Origin of the sequence: Serratia entomophila (assembly GCF_021462285.1) — a bacterium.
GTDB lineage: Bacteria > Pseudomonadota > Gammaproteobacteria > Enterobacterales > Enterobacteriaceae > Serratia > Serratia entomophila.
In genome coordinates, this window is the sequence record NZ_CP082787.1 from 1,775,679 (window position 1) to 1,792,524 (window position 16,846).

Here is a 16,846-nt window from a genome sequence, read left to right on the forward strand (position 1 = left end):
GAATTTGGAGAGTTTTGTTCACATGGTGGATTCCCTGACGTTACAACCGGTTGCCCTGGTCAATGGCACCGTCAACTTACCCGGCTCCAAGAGCGTTTCCAACCGTGCTCTGCTGCTGGCTGCGCTGGCGGAGGGAACGACCCGGCTGACCAACCTGCTGGACAGCGACGACGTGCGCCATATGCTGAATGCGCTGCAGGCGCTGGGCGTGAGCTATCAGCTTTCCGCCGACCGCACCGTGTGCGAAGTGACCGGCGTCGCCGGGCCGTTGGTGGCCAGCCAGCCGCTGGAACTGTTCCTCGGCAACGCCGGCACCGCGATGCGCCCATTGGCGGCGGCGCTGTGCCTGGGCAGCGGCGACGTGGTGCTGACCGGCGAACCGCGCATGAAAGAGCGCCCGATCGGCCATCTGGTGGACGCACTGCGCCAGGGCGGCGCGCAGATTGATTACCTGGAACAGACCGATTATCCGCCGATTCGCCTGCGCGGCGGCTTCCAGGGCGGCGAGGTCACCGTCGACGGCAGCGTTTCCAGCCAATTCCTGACTGCGTTGTTGATGGCCGCGCCGCTGGCGCCGCAGGATACGCAGATCCATATCAAAGGCGAGCTGGTGTCCAAGCCGTATATCGACATCACGTTGCATCTGATGCGCACCTTCGGCGTGGACGTCAGCCATGACAATTACCGGGTCTTCCACATTCAGGGGCGCCAGACGTATATCGCACCGGGCGACTACTTGGTTGAGGGCGACGCTTCTTCCGCCTCCTACTTCCTGGCGGCGGCGGCGATTAAAGGCGGCACCGTGCGCGTGACCGGTATCGGCCGCAAGAGCGTGCAGGGCGACACCAAATTCGCCGACGTGCTTGAGAAAATGGGCGCGCGCATCACCTGGGGCGATGATTTTATCGAGTGCAGCCGCGGCGAGCTGCGCGGCATCGACATGGACATGAACCATATCCCGGACGCAGCGATGACTATCGCCACCACCGCGCTGTTTGCCCAAGGGCCAACCACCATCCGCAATATTTACAACTGGCGGGTGAAGGAAACCGACCGCCTGGCGGCGATGGCTACCGAACTGCGCAAAGTGGGCGCCGAGGTTGACGAAGGCGAGGACTACATCCACGTTGTGCCGCCGGCCAGGCTGCAGTTCGCCGAGATCGGTACCTACAACGATCACCGCATGGCGATGTGTTTCTCGCTGGTGGCGCTGTCGGATACGCCGGTCACCATTCTTGATCCGAAATGCACCGCGAAGACCTTCCCGGACTATTTCGAACAGCTGGCGCGCATCAGCCAGCCGGCGTAACGGTCAGATCGTTTCTTTTAAGGCCCGTTTGCGGGCCTTTATCGTTTTTACCGCCCGGCGTCCGCTGTTTCTTCTATACTTTTTTCTCGGTTGTGCGCTTATTTTCAACAACCAGACAGTTCCAGGGTAACAGTTCGCCACACGGCAGCGTATAATACGCCCCCGTGTCTGCCCCCTATTGGGCAGTCGGCAGGGCGCGGGCCGTCAGACCTTCATGGTTTTCTGGGGGCCGGCTGTGCCCCTGTGAGGTTTTTTACCTGAAGGAGAGAGAAATGACGGCTACAGCCCCGGTGATAACCGTTGATGGACCAAGCGGCGCAGGCAAGGGCACCTTGTGTAAAGCCCTGGCCGAATCCCTTGGTTGGCGTTTGCTGGATTCCGGCGCGATTTATCGCGTGCTGGCGCTGGCGGCGTTGCATCATCAGGTGGATATCACTTCTGAGGAAGCGCTGGTTCCGCTGGCCGCACATCTCGATGTTCGCTTTCTTGCCCAGGATGGCAAGCTGCAGGTGATTTTGGAAGGTGAGGACGTCAGCAACGAGATCCGCACCGAAACCGTCGGCAACACCGCTTCGCAGGCGGCTGCGTTCCCGCGGGTGCGCGAGGCGCTGTTGCGCCGCCAGCGCGCGTTTCGCGAAGCGCCGGGTCTGATTGCCGACGGCCGCGATATGGGCACCGTGGTGTTCCCGGACGCGCCGGTTAAGATTTTCCTCGACGCCAGCTCGGAGGAGCGCGCGCACCGCCGCATGCTACAGTTGCAGGAAAAGGGCTTTAATGTTAACTTTGAACGTCTTTTAGCCGAGATAAAGGAACGGGATGACCGTGACCGTAATCGGGCTATCGCGCCTCTGGTGCCCGCTTCCGACGCCCTCGTGCTGGATTCAACCCGCATGTCGATCGAGGAAGTCATCCGGCAAGCGCTGACGTATGCACAGAAAGTTTTGGCGTTGCCGCAGCAATAAGCGCGGCGGCGTTACTGGCTTTTTGTCATATTTGTCATAGAAGTATCGCACTATATCGGGTAAAATTTTACCCCTGTAACCTAAACCCTGTCGGCATGGAGCCAATGGCGGGGTATGTGAAACAACCCCATTCGGCGGGACGCTAAATGGACGTTAAACTAAAGAACCCTGAAGATTAACAACATGACTGAATCTTTCGCTCAACTCTTTGAAGAATCCTTAAAAGAAATCGAAACCCGCCCGGGTTCCATCGTTCGCGGCGTAGTAGTTGCCATCGACAAAGACATCGTACTGGTTGACGCCGGTCTGAAGTCCGAGTCTGCCATCCCGGCTGAGCAATTCAAAAACGCACAGGGCGAGCTGGAAATCCAGGTTGGCGACGAAGTTGACGTTGCTCTGGATGCTGTTGAAGACGGCTTCGGTGAAACTCTGCTGTCCCGTGAGAAAGCTAAGCGTCACGAAGCTTGGATCACGCTGGAAAAAGCCTACGAAGACGCTGAGACTGTAACCGGTGTTATCAACGGCAAAGTGAAGGGTGGCTTCACCGTCGAGCTGAACGGCATCCGCGCGTTCCTGCCAGGTTCCCTGGTTGACGTGCGTCCGGTACGTGACACTCTGCACCTGGAAGGCAAAGAGCTTGAGTTCAAAGTCATCAAGCTGGACCAGAAACGCAACAACGTTGTTGTTTCTCGCCGTGCGGTTATCGAATCCGAAAACAGCGCAGAACGCGATCAACTGCTGGAAAACCTGCAGGAAGGCATGGAAGTTAAAGGTATCGTTAAGAACCTTACTGACTACGGTGCATTCGTTGATCTGGGCGGCGTAGACGGCCTGCTGCACATCACTGACATGGCTTGGAAACGCGTTAAGCACCCAAGCGAAATCGTCAACGTTGGCGATGAAATCACTGTTAAAGTGCTGAAGTTCGACCGCGAGCGTACCCGTGTTTCCCTGGGCCTGAAACAGCTGGGCGAAGATCCATGGGTCGCTATCGCGAAACGTTACCCAGAAGGCACCAAGCTGACTGGCCGCGTGACCAACCTGACTGATTACGGCTGCTTCGTAGAAATCGAAGAAGGCGTTGAAGGTCTGGTACACGTTTCTGAAATGGATTGGACCAACAAAAACATCCATCCGTCCAAAGTTGTTAACGTGGGCGACGTAGTGGAAGTTATGGTTCTGGACATCGATGAAGAACGTCGTCGTATCTCCCTGGGCCTGAAGCAGTGCAAAAACAACCCATGGCAGCAATTCGCAGAAACCCACAACAAGGGCGACCGCGTTGAAGGTAAAATCAAGTCTATCACTGACTTCGGTATCTTCATCGGCCTGGACGGCGGCATCGACGGCCTGGTTCACCTGTCTGACATCTCCTGGAACGTTGCAGGCGAAGAAGCAGTGCGTGAATACAAGAAAGGCGACGAAATCGCAGCGGTTGTTCTGCAGGTTGACGCAGAGCGCGAGCGTATCTCCCTGGGCGTGAAGCAGCTGGCTGAAGACCCGTTCAATAACTACCTGTCTATGAACAAGAAAGGTACTATTGTTACTGGTAAAGTCACTGCAGTTGACGCCAAAGGTGCTACAGTTGAATTAGCAGGCGGCGTAGAAGGTTACCTGCGTGCATCTGAAGCCTCTCGCGACCGCATTGAAGATGCAACCCTGGTTCTGAACGTAGGTGACGAAGTTGAAGCCAAATTCACCGGCGTTGACCGTAAGAACCGCGTTGTAAGCCTGTCCGTACGTGCTAAGGACGAAGCTGACGAGAAAGACGCCATCGCTACTGTTAACAACAAACAGGAAGAAGGCAACTTCTCTAACGCAATGGCTGAAGCTTTCAAAGCGGCTAAAGGCGAGTAATGACGGGGGGCGGTCTCTGGCCGCCCCGATACGGTAGTTTAGCTGCAAAGCTTGGAGGATCTATGACCAAGTCTGAACTTATTGAAAGACTTGCTGGCCAGCAATCTCATGTACCGGCGAAGGCCGTTGAGGATGCAGTGAAAGAGATGCTCGAACATATGGCCGCAACATTGGCCGATGGCGAACGCATCGAGATCCGCGGATTCGGCAGTTTTTCTCTTCACTACCGTGCTCCGCGTGTGGGTCGCAACCCGAAAACCGGCGACAAAGTTGAGCTGGACGGCAAGTACGTTCCTCACTTCAAGCCAGGCAAAGAGTTGCGTGACCGCGCCAATATCTACGGCTAGTCACTGACTGCCCATAGAGTTGTTGCTTGTAAAGAATATAAAACGGTGCCTTGGGGCGCCGTTTTTTTTGCCTGTCGTTTAGCCTGCCTCACGCCCCCTTTTGCGCGCCGCGCCGCAGTTCAGCACGCCTGCGTGAAAACCGAAGAGTTAACCTGCAACATTCGCCGCATTGAGGCACAAAGGTGCTGGCGGCTGCCTTCATACGAATGAACAATCCTCTTTACCGATTGCAATGCATGGAGAGGGCCGATCAAAACCTCGCTGGATCTGGCGGTTATCGCCGTTGTGTGCGGAATTTTACCCCTGCTGGTGTTACCGCAGTTGCCCGATGGGTTAACCGCACTGCTGATGGTATTGCCCGCCAGCCTGCTGTTGCGTTCTCGCCGGGCAGCCTGGCAATTTATCGGATGGGGCGCTCTGGGTTTTCTGTGGGCGGTTTTCAACGCCGGCGGTCTGGTGGGGCAGGTAGAGAGGCTGAGCCGCGGGCCAGAGGTGACGGCGGTGGTGCAGGTTGTCAGCGTGAGGTTGACGCCCGCAGCCAGCAAACAAACGCTGATGCGCATCGAACGGGTTAACGGCCGCTGGCTGACGCCGGCAATCACCTTCAGCACCCTTTGGCAACCGGCGTCGCCAGGCTTGTGCGCAGGGCAGCGCTGGCAGCTTCGGCTGCGGTTGAGGCCGGTGCACGGCAAACTGAACGAAGGTGGATTCGACAGCCAACGCTGGGCGATGGCGCAGCGCCAGCCGTTGACCGCGCAGGTAAAGCGCGCGGCGTTGCTGGACGGCCGCTGCAGCTGGCGCCAACGTATTATCAGCCACGCCGAGGGTAACATTGGCGACATGCATTATAAATCGGTGCTGCTGGCGTTGGCGTTTGGCGAGAGAACGTCGCTGGATCCGGCGTTGCGCACCCTGATGCTGAAAACCGGCATCGCTCACCTGATGGCCATATCCGGCCTGCATGTGGCGATGGCGGCCATTTTGATCTGGGCGGCGCTGCGGGCAGTGCAACTGCTTTTGCCTGCGCACCTGATAGGCTACCGCTTTCCATTGATAGCCGGCTGGTTGGGCACCCTGGTCTATGTGTGGTTGGCCGGTGCTCAGCCGCCGGCGGTACGCACCGCTCTGGCGCTGACGCTGTGGACGTTGCTGCGCCTGCGCGGGATCCACTGCAGTTCCTGGCAGGTATGGCTGTGGTGTGTCGGCGCTATTCTTGTTTGCGATCCGCTGGGGGTATTATCCGACAGTTTCTGGTTATCGGTGTTGGCGGTCGGCTGCCTCATTTTCTGGTTCGAATGGGTACCGCTGAGCCACCGTTTTCGCACGGGCTGGTTCTGGGCGCCGGTGCGCTGGCTGCATCTTCAGTTTGGCATCACGCTGCTGCTGGTGCCGATGCAGGCGGCGTTGTTTCTTGGCCTGACGCTGACCTCGATGCCGGCCAACTTATGGGCGGTGCCGGTGGTTTCGTTGGTGACGGTGCCGTTGATTTTGCTGGCGGTGATTTGCGGCGCCGTGCCAGCCTTGAGCAGCGGGCTATGGTGGCTGGCCGACTTGACGCTGTTGTGGGTCTTTACCCCGCTGCAGTATTTGCAGCGCGGCTGGATCGATTTGGGCGCTGCTTCTTTATTGGTGAGCGCGGCCGGCTGGCTGCTGGTTGTCTGTTGGCGTTTTCACTGGTGGTTACGTTATGCGCCGGGATGGGCCACGGTAGCGGTATGCTGCGTGCTGTGGCGGGAAAAAGATCCCGCCTACCGTTGGCGAGTCGACATGCTGGACGTGGGCCATGGCCTGGCGGTGGTGATTGAAAGAAACGGCAAAGGCATACTGTTCGACACTGGCGATCGCTGGGCGACGGGCAGCGCCGCCCAGCGTCATATCCTGCCGATGTTGAACTGGCGCGGTATCGAACTGGAACAGATCATCATCAGCCATGACCATCTGGACCACACCGGCGGTTTGCCGGAGATACGGCGGGCCTTTCCGCAGGCCAGCGTACGCAGCCCGATCCTTAACCGCGGTCATTTGCCCTGCGTGGCCGGTGAGCGCTGGCAATGGCAGTCGTTGCAATTTCAGGTGCTGTGGCCGCCAAAGGCGCTTAAAAGACCGGTTAATGACGATTCTTGCGTGATCCGCGTTGACGATGGCCGTTACAGCCTGCTGCTGACCGGCGATGTGGAAAAGAAAGCGGAGGCGCAACTGCTCAGGCTGCAGCGCGATCGGCTGGCGGTTACCTTATTGCAGGTGCCGCATCACGGCAGCAAGACCTCATCGACGCCACCTTTTTTGCGCGCGACGTCGCCGGAAGCAGCGTTGGCTTCAACATCCCGTTACAACAAATGGCGATTACCCTCGGCCAAGGTTGTCGCCAGATACCTGGCAAATGACATCGTATGGCGCGATACTTCGCGCTCGGGTCAGTTATCCGTGCTTTTTTTCGACAACAATTGGCAAATTAAAGGCTTTCGTGAACAATTAATGCCCCGTTGGTACCATCAGCGGTTTGGCGTAGAGGGTGATAATGAGTAAAATAGGCCGCTATTTCTTCCGATGCTGGTATTTGCATGATGAATGATAAAGATCTCTCGACCTTGCAGACGTTCCGTCGACTCTGGCCGATGATCGCTCCTTTTAAGACCGGGCTGATTGTGGCCGCCATTGCGTTGATTTTGAACGCAGCTGGGGACACGCTGATGCTGTCTCTGCTTAAACCGCTATTGGACGATGGGTTTGGTAAAACCGACAGCACCGTGCTGATCTGGATGCCGCTGGTGGTTATCGGCCTGATGCTGATGCGCGGCGTCACCAGCTTTGTGTCAAGCTACTGCATTTCCTGGGTTTCCGGCATGGTGGTGATGCAAATGCGCCGCCGTTTGTTCGGCCATATGATGAGAATGCCGGTTTCCTTCTTTGACCAGCAGTCCACCGGCACGCTGTTGTCGCGCATTACCTATGATTCCGAGCAGGTCGCCTCGTCTTCTTCCAGCGCGCTGGTGACCGTGGTGCGTGAAGGGGCGTCGATCATCGGCCTGTTCATCATGATGTTTTATTACAGCTGGCAGCTGTCGGTGATTTTGATCGTGCTGGCGCCGATCGTGTCCCTCGCCATTCGCATGGTTTCCAAGCGCTTCCGTAATATCAGCAAAAACATGCAAAACACCATGGGGCAGGTGACCACCAGCGCCGAGCAGATGCTGAAAGGGCATAAAGAAGTGCTTATCTTCGGCGGCCAACAGGTAGAAACCGAGCGCTTTAATTCGGTCAGCAACCGCATGCGTCAACAGGGCATGAAGCTGGTCTCCGCATCTTCCATTTCCGATCCGATCATTCAGCTGATCGCTTCGTTGGCGCTGGCGTTCGTGCTGTTTGCCGCCAGCTTCCCGAGCGTGATGGAAACCCTAACCGCCGGTACCATTACCGTGGTGTTCTCATCCATGATCGCCTTGATGCGCCCGCTGAAATCGCTGACTAACGTCAACGCCCAATTCCAGCGCGGCATGGCGGCCTGCCAGACGCTGTTCTCCATTCTGGATATGGAGCAGGAGAAAGACACCGGTACCCGTGAAGTGGCCCGCGCCAAGGGCGATATCGAATTCCGCAACGTGACGTTCTACTACCCGGGTAAAGAGACGCCGGCGCTGCGCGATATCAACCTGAGCATTTCGGAAGGCAAAACGGTTGCGCTGGTAGGGCGTTCAGGGTCTGGCAAGTCGACCATCGCCAACCTGCTGACCCGCTTCTATGACATTCAGGAAGGCGAGATCCTGATGGATGGCCACGATCTGCGTGAATACACGCTGGCGTCGCTGCGCGATCAGGTGGCGCTGGTATCGCAGAACGTTCACCTGTTCAACGACAGCATAGCCAACAATATCGCCTACGCCCGCGAGGAGCGTTATAGTCGCGAAGAGATTGAGAAAGCGGCGCGCATGGCCTACGCGATGGACTTTATCGATAAGATGGAGAATGGCCTGGACACGGTGATCGGCGAGAACGGCGTGATGCTGTCCGGCGGCCAGCGCCAGCGTATCGCCATTGCTCGCGCCCTGCTGCGCGACTGCCCGATCCTGATCCTGGATGAGGCCACCTCGGCACTGGATACCGAGTCTGAACGCGCCATCCAGGCGGCGCTGGACGAACTGCAGAAAAACCGCACCTCGCTGGTGATCGCGCACCGCTTGTCGACCATCGAGAAGGCGGATGAAATACTGGTGGTGGAAGACGGCCGCATCGTCGAACGCGGTGAGCATAATGAATTACTCGAGCAGAAAGGTGCCTATGCTCAGCTGCACCGCCTGCAGTTTGGTCAGTAATGATTGAGCGCATCTGGTCCGGCAGCTCGCTGCTTTATTTGGCGCTGCTGCCGCTGTCCTGGCTTTATGGGCTGGTCAGCGCGCTGATCCGCCTCAGCTATCGCTGCGGCCTGCGTAAAAGCTGGCGTGCGCCGGTGCCGGTAGTGGTGGTGGGCAACCTCACCGCCGGCGGCAACGGCAAGACACCGATGGTGATCTGGCTGGTGGAGCAACTGCAGCAGCGTGGCTACCGGGTTGGCGTGGTGTCGCGCGGATACGGCGGTAAATCTACGGTTTACCCGCTGGTGCTTGGCCCAAATACCACCACCCGCGAAGCGGGCGATGAACCGGTGCTGATTTATCAGCGTACCGGGGCGCCGGTGGCTATTTCGCCGAACAGATCCGAAGCGGTGCAGGCGTTGCTGCAACAGCAGCGTCTGGATCTGGTGATCACCGACGATGGGTTGCAGCATTATGCGCTGCAGCGTGACTTCGAGCTGGTGGTGATCGACGGTGTACGCCGCTTCGGCAATGGCTGGTGGCTGCCGGCCGGGCCGATGCGTGAACGTGCTGCGCGTCTCAACAGCGTTGATGCGCGCGTTGCCAACGGCGGCGTGGCGCAGGCGGGGGAAATTGCCATGCGCCTGCAGGCGCGGGAGGCGGTCAATCTGCTCAGCGGTGAGCGTCGCCCGGCGGCCGAATTAACCCAGGTGGTGGCGATGGCGGGAATCGGCCACCCGCCGCGTTTTTTCGCTACGCTGGAAAAACTGGGGGTCGACGTCGAGCAGGAAGTGGCGTTTGCCGATCACCAGGAGTATCAGCTTTCGCAGCTGGCTGCACTGACGCCCGCCGGGCAAACGCTGCTGATGACGGAGAAGGACGCGGTGAAATGCCGCGCTTTTGCTCAGCCCAACTGGTGGTATCTGCCGGTTGATGCGGTATTGCCACCCGGCCAGGCTGAACAACTGCTGCAAGGCATTGAAAAGTTGCTGGCTCAATAACTGAACCTACCCCTCCAGCGCGCTAAGCCCCAGGGCTTGCGCGCAGGCCGCCAGCGAACGTTGCTGTGTTTGCCGATATAACCCCAGCTCATCGATCACTTCCGCCCCCAGGGCCTGTTCAAAAGCGGCCCGGCTTGAGGCTGCATTGTACTGTGCATGGCTGCTGTCCCCCAGATTGGACTGGAAAATGCCCGCCGCGCTGACCGGCAGAAAATCTTCGTATACCAGCGGCTGGAAGCGGATATATTCCTTCTCGATCAGCTGTTCCAGCGAACTGTGCTTGTCCAACGATTCTTTGGCCGCCAGCCCGCACTCGGTGGGGAAATAGCGGAACCAGGCGAGCTGCTGTTCACGCAGGGTGGCGTAGTCATCCGGAAATGCCTGGAAGTTTTCGGCCAACAGCTGATTGTAGCGTTCGGCGTTCTTTTCGCTCGGCGGCGCCTGCAGCGCGTCATTGGTCGCCTGCAGCAGGCGGTCATAGAGCGCGCGCCCTTTGGGCGTCAAGGCCACACCGCGCTGTTCGATTTCGCCGAAGCGGGCGGTATGATGGCCGGCGGTAGCGCTGCCGTCATGTTCAACGAAGTCGACGCTTTCTTCCAGCGCTTTGAAACTGGTCTGGCGCAGCAGAATAGGGCGGCGGCGCGGCGGCGGGCCTTCGATAACCGCTTTCGGCGTGATGCCGTGGCCGGGCATCGCCTGCTGAACACGGTCAATATCCAGCGTGCGCGGCGTCAGGTGGTTTATGTGCGGCCCTTTGAACGCCACCACGTCGGCGATTAACCGATGCTGATCGTGCAGTTGCTGGTATTCGGCGGCGCTGACCGTCGCCTTGCTGTGCCAACGGAAAGTTTCCAGCGCCTGCTCCACGAACTCTTGCGCCTGCGCGTCGTCCAGTCCGCCTTGCGCTTCGTGCAGTACGATCAGTTCCAACGCGCGCTCGGTGAAGATGCGGCGGCGGGCCAGCAGGCGCTGCGCCAGCTCTCGCAGTTCGGCGTTCTCAATCAGCTCCAGGCGTAGCAGAGAGGTAAATACGCGGAACGGGCTGGCCTGCAGCGCGTCTTCGTGCACGGCGCGAAAGGCGGTGGAGTGAACCGGTACGCCCGCCACGGCCAGATCGTAATAACCGACCGGTTGCATGCCCATCACGCTGAACAAGCGCCGAAGGGTGGCCAGTTCGGCCGCGGTGCCGACCCGGATAGCGCCGTGGCGCTCCATGGCCAGCCGCGCAATTTCGCCGGTAATTTGCAGCTGATGAGCCAATGCGGCGTCTTCACGCAGGACCTGTCGGTTGGTTTCCGCGACCAGCTCCAGCAGATCGCCGTACAGAGGCACCTCTTTCTGGTACATATCTGACATGGCGTGGGAGAATCTGGCGCGGATTTCATTCGGTGAGACGAACTGCTGGGCGGTCATGCGCATAGCTCCTTGATTCAGCATAATCTGAAAAATAGTTATTTTGGCGGTAAAAGTGCTGGCCGACAGGCCGTCCGCCTTGTTTTCACCTCAAGTTTAGCCATCTCGCCTTGGATTTGTTATAGGCTGGGCAAGCATATTAGATTTTTATGCGTTAGCTCTCATTTGCTGCCGGTTTATTGCCAATAATTTGCCGCTCCGCAGGGCAAAAATCGCCGTGCCTGCAGGTTTTTTTGAAAATTAATTCATTCGCAATCATAGACATAAAAACAAAACAGACCGAATGGTAAAATTAACGCAATAAACCGCTTGTGCATTCACCAGATTTATGAGTAAATGAATAACGGCCTGTGATACAGACCTATTTATGTTCGAGTTTAGAGTTAAGCAGTTCCTCCAAAAACGTTATCATTTGATTCCGCTTCAAAGACGAACCTTCTAAGTACCTCCCATAAGTAATGTTTCTGAAAACGGCCACGATTGCCTCTTATGGCAGGTTTTGTAATATATTTAAAAGGTAAAAGTAATGTCTAAGAAAACGGGTCAGGTGAAGTGGTTCAACGAAAGCAAAGGTTTTGGTTTCATTGAGCAGAACGACGGCGGCAAAGATGTATTCGTACACTTCTCCGCAATCGCCACCGACGGTTTCAAAACCCTGGCTGAAGGCCAGCGTGTTGAGTACAGCATCCAGGACAGCCCGCGCGGGCCGGCTGCCGCCAACGTAGTTGCTCTGTAAGTAAACAGGGAACGCGTATAGAGATCTTAATACAACCATGAAGAGGCGCCGCGCCGATTCATTGCGGAAGATATTAAGTTCAACAAGCCCGCCATAGTGCGGGTTTTTTTATTTTTTGCTCACGAGAGGTTTGTTACGAAAAACTTTAGGATGGGCTGGTAGCGTCCAAACAATAATAACAATGACGTTGTTACGGATGCTCAAGTAAAAGGATATAAGTTATGTTTAAAAATACTGTGTTAAAAATGGGCCGCGTGAAATGGTTTAATCAGGCCGAAGGCTATGGTTTTATTTCACCGGTAGATGGTAGCGACGAAATCTATGTAAGCCGCCGCGCTATCGCCAATACCAAAAATAAATCGTTAAACGAAGGTCAGGACGTCGAGTTCTCGATCTATCGCAGCTCTCACGGGCTGTCTGCGGCAGACGTCATCGCGTTCTGACCGTCCCCCCCCCATCCTCGTCAGTGCAGGTGTCGCCACCCCCAGGCACTGGCGAAGATAAATCTTTCGATATCCACTATTATCAAGCGATTGTTTAATTACTCTGGATGTCAGGATGAATACCCCGGTTATTTCCCTCGCTTGCGCCCGCGCGCTGCATCTTGCCGCTCAGGGGCTGCTCTCCCCGATGAAACGCCAAGCCAAACCCGACGACGTGGTAACGGCCATTCAGCGTATGGGGCTGTTGCAGATCGATACCATCAGCGTAGTTGCCCGCAGCCCTTATCTGGTGCTGTTCAGTCGCCTGGGCGATTATCAGCCGGAATGGCTGGAACAGGCGCTGGCCGGCCGCCGGCTGTTCGAATATTGGGCGCATGAAGCCTGCTTTTTGCCGATTGAAGATTTTGGCCTGCTGCGCCACCGCATGCTGGATCCGCAGGGAATGGGGTGGAAATATTCCGCAGATTGGGTGCGTGAGCATCAGGCGGCGATGGATGACCTGTTGCAGCATATCGCCACTGAAGGGCCGGTGCGTTCGGCTGATTTCAGCGCGGAGAAAAAAGGCAGTAGCGGTTGGTGGGATTGGAAGCCGGAAAAACGCCATCTCGAAATCCTGTTTACCGCCGGCAAGCTGATGGTGGCCGAACGGCGTAATTTCCATCGCGTCTACGATCTTACCGAGCGGCTGTTGCCGGAATGGGACGATCGGCGCCATACGTTGGCCGCCGACCACGCCCGCCAGGAAATGCTGAGTCGTACCTGTCGCTATCTGGGCATTTTCCGTGCCGAATGGTTGGCGGATTATTACCGGCTGAAGCGCGTGGCGCCGAAGGCGCTGCTGGCGTCAATGCAGCAGCAGGGGGAAGTAACGCCGGTGCGGGTGGCCGGGTTGGATGCGCAATTCTATGTTCATCATTCTCTGAACGAAGCGCTGCAGCAGGCCGAACAAGGCAAGTTGAAATCCACGGTCACCAGCCTGCTGTCGCCTTTTGATCCGGTGGTCTGGGATCGCCGACGGGCGTTGGAATTGTTCAACTTTGACTACCGGTTGGAATGTTACACGCCAAAAGATAAGCGGCGCTATGGTTACTTTACGCTGCCGGTGCTGCAGCGCGGCGAGCTGGTGGGGCGCATCGACGCGAAAATGCATCGTCGGCAAGGGGTGTTTGAAGTGATCAGTTTCCATCCTGAAGCGCGGGTGCGCTTTGGCAAACAGCGGGCGCAGGATATTCGGCAGGCGATTACGCGCAGCGCAAAATGGCATGGCGCGCAGCGGGTTACGCTGGGCGACGTTCCGGCGGCGTTGGCCGGCGAGTGGGGCGAAGGCTGGGAACTCGGGTAACGAACGGCGTTGTCAGTGGGGGGTAAAACGGATTGCAGCGCCGCTCGTTATTGTCTGGGCCTCAGTTGCTGAAATTAGCGAACAGGGCGATGATTTTGTGCAGACGTTTGATCATGTGCAGAAGTCTTTTGTGTGATGTGTATCACAAAATTGTACGCCTGAGCGCACCCCGATTCAAGCCTGCCGGTTGGCGCCGCGGGCAAATATCGGCGGCCAACGCTGCCGGAGATTAACCTGCGGCCCGTCGTTATGTTATTCTCAACCACTTTCCCGATGATGTATCTCCACCCTGGAGGAAGCATGGACCACCGTTTACTCGAAATCGTTGCCTGCCCGGTCTGCAACGGCAAACTCTATTTCAATAAAGAAAACCAGGAACTGGTATGCAAAGCGGACGGCCTGGCCTATCCGCTGCGCGACGGCATTCCCGTGTTGCTGGAAAACGAAGCGCGCGCGCTGTCAGTGGATGAAAAACACGCATGAGTTTCATCGCTATTATCCCTGCGCGTTACGCGTCGACCCGTCTGCCGGGTAAACCGCTGGCCGATATTCACGGCAAGCCGATGGTGGTGCACGTGATGGAGCGCGCGCGCGAATCCGGTGCCAGCCGCGTGATTGTGGCGACCGACCATGCGGACGTCGCCAAAGCGGTGGAGGCTGCCGGCGGCGAGGTATGCATGACCAGCCCGGATCACCATTCCGGCACCGAGCGCCTGGCGGAAGTCATCGAACATTACGGCTTTGCCGACGATCAAATCATCGTCAATGTGCAGGGCGACGAACCGATGATCCCGCCGGTTATCGTGCGGCAGGTGGCAGAGAATCTGGCGGGCAGCCAGGCCGGCATGGCGACTTTGGCGGTGCCGATCGTCAGTGCCGAAGAAGCCTTTAACCCGAATGCGGTTAAAGTGGTGATGGACGCGCAGGGTTACGCGCTCTATTTCTCGCGCGCCACCATCCCGTGGGACCGCGAGCGTTTCGCCAAATCGCAGCAGACCATCGGCGACAGCCTGCTGCGCCATATCGGCATTTACGCCTATCGCGCCGGTTTTGTGCGCCGCTATGTCAGCTGGGAGCCGAGCCGGTTGGAGCAGATTGAGCTGTTGGAACAGCTGCGGGTACTGTGGTACGGCGAGAAGATCCACGTAGCGGTCGCCAAGGCGATCCCGACCGTGGGTGTCGACACGCCGGAAGATCTGCAACGCGTGCGCGAAAGCATCAAACCCTGAGCCTTTGAACGCCGGCGCGTTACGCAGCGTGCCGGCGATAGCATCACCCGCCTGTCTTATCCCCGTTTTGTTGATCTGCGTTGAAGTATTTTTTCGCTCACCGTTCGATGATGTTATGCGTCCCCTTTAACCTGAGGTTAGTGCCTTATGGAGCAGTTACGCGCCGAACTGAGCATCGTGCTGGGCGAGTCGATCAGCCGGTTGGAACGAGTCAGCCAGCAGCCTTATGCGCATATGTACTCGCTGTACGATCGGCGGGGCAACGCCATTCCGCTGATGGCCAAAAGCTTTGTCTGCCAGGGTATCGCCCAGCAGGAGGCCTATAAGCTGTCAATGCTGGCGCGCGAAGGGGATGTGCGACTGCCCACGGTGTACGGCGTGGTCTACACCCACCAGGCGCCGTATAAAGAAATCCTGCTGATTGAGCGCCTGCGCGGCGTGCCGGCCGAGGCGCCGACGCGCACGCCGGATCGCTGGGAAATGCTGATGGAACAGATTGTCGAAGGAATGCTGGCCTGGCACCGCATCGATAGCCATGGCTGCGTCGGCAGCGTCGACAGCACGCAGGAAAACGACTGGTTCTGCTGGTATCAACAGCGGGTCGAGGTGCTGTGGTCAACGGTGGTCAATCTCAACTCCGCGCAGTTGACCATGGCGGATCGCCGCCTGCTGTACCGCACCCGCGAGGCGCTGACTCACTTTTTCATCGGTTTCGACGATCCCTGCGTGCTGGTGCACGGCAACCTGTCGCTGCGCAGCATGCTGAAAGATGCCAAGAGCGATCAGCTGCTGGCGATGTTCAACCCCGGCACCATTCTGTGGGCGCCGCGCGAGTACGACCTGTTCAGACTGTGCGAAGCGGGCATGCCGAGCCAGCTGCTGTTTCATTATTTGCAGCGCGCGCCGGTGGCGGAGTCCTTTGTGGCGCGGCGCTGGCTCTACGTGGTGTGGGAGGCGGTGGGGCGGTTGGTCCACACCGGCAAGCTGGAGCGGCAGCCGTTCGATTACGCCGCGCAACAGCTGCAGCCCTGGCTGGCCGGCTGAGCCGCTAGTCGGCGCCGTCCGCGCCCTTCAGGCGCTGCCACAGGCTGCCGAGAGTTTCATACCAGGCGCGTTCGCTGTGGCCGAGGAACATGGCGGAGGGCATGACGCGATCCCAGATATTCAACGGCGAGACGATCGCCAACTGGTTGGCAGGCGCGGGGATGGGGTGCAGTCCTTTGGCCTCAAAGAAACGCATCGCCCGCGGCAGGTGGTTGGCCGAGGTCACCAGAATAAAGGGCTGTTGCCCGGCCAGGCGCGCCACCTGAGCCGCTTCCTGTTCGGTATCGCGCGGCCGATCCAGCAGCAGGATGTCGCTGCGCGGCACGCCGAGGCTTTCCGCCACCCGCGCCGCCGTTTCCGCACTGCTCAGGGTGCGCGCGCCTTTGCCGCCGGTAAATACCAGTTTGGCGCCCGGGTGCGCGAGATAAAGCCTCACCCCCTCCGTTACCCGCGGCAGGCTGTTGCCTAACAGGTTCGAACTCGGCGCCCAATCCGGGTTAAAGGTATAGCCGCCCCCCAGCACCACGATATAGCTCACCGGATCGTTGCCGCGGTAGGTTGGATATTCGGCTTCAATCGGGCGCAGCAGCCGATCGGCCACCGGCTGCAGGCTGAAAAGCAGTAGAAACAGCCAGCTCAACGTTAAAATCGCTTTGCTGCTTTTTTGCCAGCGGGTAAACCACAGCAGCAACAGCGCCAGCCCCATCAGCAGCAGCAGAGCGGGCAGCGGCATCAGCAGGCCGCCAATGAACTTTTTCAGGTTGAACAGCATCAAAAATCCGATCCTTTTGGGTGAAAAAGCGGCATCCAGGCATAAACAGGACGCAAGAAGATACATTCTAAGCCAGTCTGTGCCAAAATAGCAGGTTTGAAT

15 protein-coding genes are annotated in these 16,846 nt (G+C 58.0%); 13 read left to right on the forward strand and 2 right to left on the reverse strand.

Annotated elements, in window-relative coordinates; all coding sequences use genetic code 11:
* Positions 1-22 precede the first annotated feature (22 nt).
* The 7 genes from aroA to lpxK all read left to right on the forward strand — a co-directional run bounded on the left by aroA (position 23) and on the right by lpxK (position 9,765).
* Positions 23-1,309 carry a 3-phosphoshikimate 1-carboxyvinyltransferase gene (aroA, locus tag KHA73_RS08685; protein ID WP_234590334.1) on the forward strand — a complete coding sequence of 429 codons (1,287 nt, stop codon included), beginning with the start codon at positions 23-25 and terminating at the stop codon, positions 1,307-1,309.
* A gap of 272 nt (positions 1,310-1,581) precedes the next feature.
* Entirely contained in the window at positions 1,582-2,271 is a 690-nt protein-coding gene (gene cmk / locus KHA73_RS08690; RefSeq protein WP_234590335.1) for a (d)CMP kinase, read from the forward strand.
* 183 nt (positions 2,272-2,454) lie between these two features.
* A complete protein-coding gene (rpsA, locus tag KHA73_RS08695; RefSeq protein ID WP_061798056.1) occupies positions 2,455-4,128 on the forward strand; it encodes a 30S ribosomal protein S1 in 1,674 nt (557 codons plus the stop codon).
* Between the two features lie 62 nt (positions 4,129-4,190).
* Entirely contained in the window at positions 4,191-4,475 is a 285-nt protein-coding gene (gene ihfB, locus KHA73_RS08700) for an integration host factor subunit beta (RefSeq protein ID WP_004942652.1), read from the forward strand.
* A gap of 249 nt (positions 4,476-4,724) precedes the next feature.
* On the forward strand, positions 4,725-7,001 hold the full coding sequence (locus tag KHA73_RS08705) for a ComEC family protein (RefSeq protein ID WP_234591219.1): 2,277 nt from the start codon (positions 4,725-4,727) through the stop codon (positions 6,999-7,001).
* Between the two features lie 35 nt (positions 7,002-7,036).
* Positions 7,037-8,785, forward strand: coding sequence for a lipid A ABC transporter ATP-binding protein/permease MsbA (gene msbA / locus KHA73_RS08710; RefSeq protein WP_234590336.1), 1,749 nt, complete (start codon positions 7,037-7,039; stop codon positions 8,783-8,785).
* Complete coding sequence (gene lpxK / locus KHA73_RS08715) at positions 8,785-9,765, forward strand: tetraacyldisaccharide 4'-kinase (protein ID WP_234590337.1); 981 nt, start codon at positions 8,785-8,787, stop codon at positions 9,763-9,765. Before msbA ends, lpxK begins: the two co-directional genes overlap by 1 nt.
* A 6-nt stretch (positions 9,766-9,771) precedes the next feature.
* Here lpxK and hglS read toward each other — a convergent pair whose 3' ends face one another.
* Positions 9,772-11,178 (reverse strand): 2-oxoadipate dioxygenase/decarboxylase HglS, encoded by a 1,407-nt coding sequence (gene hglS / locus KHA73_RS08720; protein ID WP_234590338.1) that lies wholly within the window; start codon positions 11,176-11,178, stop codon positions 9,772-9,774.
* Between the two features lie 526 nt (positions 11,179-11,704).
* On the opposite strand from hglS, the gene cspE reads away from it, so the two are divergent.
* The 6 genes from cspE (at position 11,705) to KHA73_RS08750 (ending at position 15,972) form a co-directional block, all read left to right on the forward strand.
* On the forward strand, positions 11,705-11,914 hold the full coding sequence (gene cspE / locus KHA73_RS08725) for a transcription antiterminator/RNA stability regulator CspE (protein WP_004942663.1): 210 nt from the start codon (positions 11,705-11,707) through the stop codon (positions 11,912-11,914).
* A gap of 221 nt (positions 11,915-12,135) precedes the next feature.
* Positions 12,136-12,357 carry a cold-shock protein gene (locus tag KHA73_RS08730; protein ID WP_234590339.1) on the forward strand — a complete coding sequence of 74 codons (222 nt, stop codon included), beginning with the start codon at positions 12,136-12,138 and terminating at the stop codon, positions 12,355-12,357.
* A gap of 115 nt (positions 12,358-12,472) precedes the next feature.
* Positions 12,473-13,699 carry a winged helix-turn-helix domain-containing protein gene (locus KHA73_RS08735; protein WP_234590340.1) on the forward strand — a complete coding sequence of 409 codons (1,227 nt, stop codon included), beginning with the start codon at positions 12,473-12,475 and terminating at the stop codon, positions 13,697-13,699.
* Positions 13,700-13,999: 300 nt separating this feature from the next.
* Complete coding sequence (locus KHA73_RS08740; RefSeq protein WP_234590341.1) at positions 14,000-14,182, forward strand: Trm112 family protein; 183 nt, start codon at positions 14,000-14,002, stop codon at positions 14,180-14,182.
* Positions 14,179-14,928 carry a 3-deoxy-manno-octulosonate cytidylyltransferase gene (kdsB, locus tag KHA73_RS08745; protein WP_234590342.1) on the forward strand — a complete coding sequence of 250 codons (750 nt, stop codon included), beginning with the start codon at positions 14,179-14,181 and terminating at the stop codon, positions 14,926-14,928. The genes KHA73_RS08740 and kdsB overlap by 4 nt, the downstream gene beginning before the upstream one ends.
* A gap of 147 nt (positions 14,929-15,075) precedes the next feature.
* A complete protein-coding gene (locus KHA73_RS08750) occupies positions 15,076-15,972 on the forward strand; it encodes a YcbJ family phosphotransferase (protein WP_234590343.1) in 897 nt (298 codons plus the stop codon).
* 4 nt (positions 15,973-15,976) lie between these two features.
* Here KHA73_RS08750 and elyC read toward each other — a convergent pair whose 3' ends face one another.
* Positions 15,977-16,744, reverse strand: coding sequence for an envelope biogenesis factor ElyC (gene elyC / locus KHA73_RS08755; RefSeq protein ID WP_234591221.1), 768 nt, complete (start codon positions 16,742-16,744; stop codon positions 15,977-15,979).
* Positions 16,745-16,846: the final 102 nt, after the last annotated feature.